The following is a 2,004-nucleotide window of genomic DNA, read 5'->3' on the forward strand; positions in this document are numbered from 1 at the left end:
CGGTCGTGCCTGCGACCGCAGACACGAACGACCGGGGCCGGCAGGGCCGGCCCCGGTCGTCGGGGTGTCACCGGGAAGGGGTGGACCGGTGACGGTCAGGTCGGGCGTGGCCGACCACGTGGTGTCGCTCAGGCGGTGACGGTGACGGTCGCGGACGCGGCCGGCGTGTCAGCGGTCTTCGCGGCGGGCTTCGCAGCCGGCGCGGAGGTGCGCTTGGCGGCGGGCTTCGTGCTCACCTTGACGGTGCGCTTGGCCGGGGTGCGCTTGGCCGCGGGGACGTCGCCGACCTTCTCGGCAGCCTTCTCGGTCGCCTTCTCCGCAGCGACAGCGGTCTTGCGAGCGCTGGTCGTGGCGGCCTTGGCCGAGCTGACGGCCTTCTTGGAGGCGTTCTTGGTCGTGGTCGACGTGCGCTTGGCCGCGGTGCGGGTGCGCTTGGCGGACTCGGTGACCTCGGCCTCGACGGTCTCGAGACCCTCGGTGACGGAGCCGGTGACGACCTCGGCCAGCTTCACGGCCTCCTTGCGGGTGGTCGTGATGGTGGCCTTGGCGGAGCGCTCGATGTCGGCCGCCGCGTTGCGGGCGGAGGTGACGGCACCCTTGGCCTGCGCGACCGAGGTCTCGGCCTGCGCGAAGAGGTCCTTGGTGGACTTCTGGTTGCGGATGCGGTTCACGAGGTTCTTGCCGCGCACGGCGAGCTCGTCGTAGCCCTCGGCGACCTTGCCGCCGACGACCATCGTCTCGTTGAGGACGACCGCAGGGATCTCCTTGACGCCGTCGACCAGGGTGGTCGCACGGGCCTGGACCTTGGCCGGGGCCAGGTCGGCGGAGAGCTCGACGCGGACCTTCTCGGCGCGGATGCGGGCCTCGCGGACCTTCTCGACGGCCAGGTCAGTGGCGCCGACAGCGGCGAAGAAGGGGGTGGCGTCGACGGTGTTCTTGATGTCGGTCATGACTGACATGGGATTCTCCTTGGTGGTGGTGCGTGAGTTCAGGGGGGTCGGCATCATTGCCGTCAGTTGTCCTCGACGTAGGACTCGTAGATGTCCAGGAGGGTCTTGCGCTGCCGCTCGGTCAGGGCCGGGTCGGCGGCGATGGCGCCTCGGACGTCGGGGGTCTCGGAGTGCGGGGTGACCTCGGCGTCGAGGATTCCGGCCTTGACGTAGAGGCTCTCGGCCGAGACCTCGAGACCCTTCGCGAGCTGCTGGAGGATCTCGGCACTCGGCCTCTTGAGCCCCCGCTCGATCTGGGACAGGTAGGGGTTGGACACCCCGGCGAGCTCGGACAGCTGACGCAGGGACAGCTTGGCGGCGGTTCGCTGCTCTCGCAGGTAATCGCCGAGGCTGCTGCCCAGGTCGTTCAGCGGATTCTTGCTCACGTGACAAGTATGCTTGCTCTAGTTAGCAAAATGCAAACTGGAGCAAGCGTGAGCCCGCTCACACCGTTGAGCGCTCAACTCTCAGCGCTCACGCGGCTCGCGGGATCAGACCCCGGCAGGCTGGCGCTGGCGCAGCGAGATGTCGTTGCAGGCCGCGCAGGTCTCCTCGGGCACCAGGCCCGCGCGCATGAGCAGGCCGAACGCGTAGCAGCCGGCGCAGAAGCCGAAGGCCGACTCCAGGGTGGCGAACACGAGCAGGATGCCGAGCAGCGCAGTCGTCACGAGAGGCAGGCCAGCCACGAGGAAGCCCGTGGCGACGAGGGTGAGCACCAGGCCGATGGCCTGGGCGAACCGCTTCGGCGGGCCGGGGACGAGCACGGGCTCACCGAGGCGGGGGGCGATCACCGTGGTGGCGAGCTGCCCGAAGGGGTCGAACCGCGGGCCGCTGGCCACTCGCAGGGCGAACCCGACGGCGAGCACGGCACTCAGCCAGAGCCAGCCGGTGAGCAGCGCCACCGCAGCGACGAGCACCACGAGTCCCGCCACGGCCCGGGCAGCCTTCTCGTTGACGACGGCCGGGAATTCAAAAGGAGTGCGCACGTCAGCCATAACCAGTGATTATGCGCCAG

General features: G+C 69.5%; 3 protein-coding genes. All 3 read right to left on the reverse strand.

Annotated features, from left to right (window positions below; translation table 11 throughout):
- Positions 1-128: 128 nt before the first annotated feature.
- A complete protein-coding gene (locus tag PLL68_RS09885; RefSeq protein WP_324533615.1) occupies positions 129-959 on the reverse strand; it encodes a hypothetical protein in 831 nt (276 codons plus the stop codon).
- A gap of 53 nt (positions 960-1,012) precedes the next feature.
- Positions 1,013-1,375, reverse strand: coding sequence for a helix-turn-helix domain-containing protein (locus tag PLL68_RS09890; protein ID WP_324533617.1), 363 nt, complete (start codon positions 1,373-1,375; stop codon positions 1,013-1,015).
- A gap of 105 nt (positions 1,376-1,480) precedes the next feature.
- A complete protein-coding gene (locus PLL68_RS09895; RefSeq protein WP_324533619.1) occupies positions 1,481-1,984 on the reverse strand; it encodes a DUF4395 domain-containing protein in 504 nt (167 codons plus the stop codon).
- Positions 1,985-2,004 lie beyond the last annotated feature (20 nt).

Origin of the sequence: Ornithinibacter sp. (assembly GCF_035443565.1) — a bacterium.
Classification (GTDB): Bacteria; Actinomycetota; Actinomycetes; order Actinomycetales; family Dermatophilaceae; genus Fodinibacter.

Bases quoted from the DNA above. Each gene is read 5' to 3' on its own strand.
- PLL68_RS09885 (WP_324533615.1), bottom strand. From the start codon at position 959: ATGTCAGTCATGACCGACATCAAGAACACCGTCGACGCCACCCCCTTC.
- PLL68_RS09895 (WP_324533619.1), bottom strand. From the start codon at position 1,984: ATGGCTGACGTGCGCACTCCTTTTGAATTCCCGGCCGTCGTCAACGAG.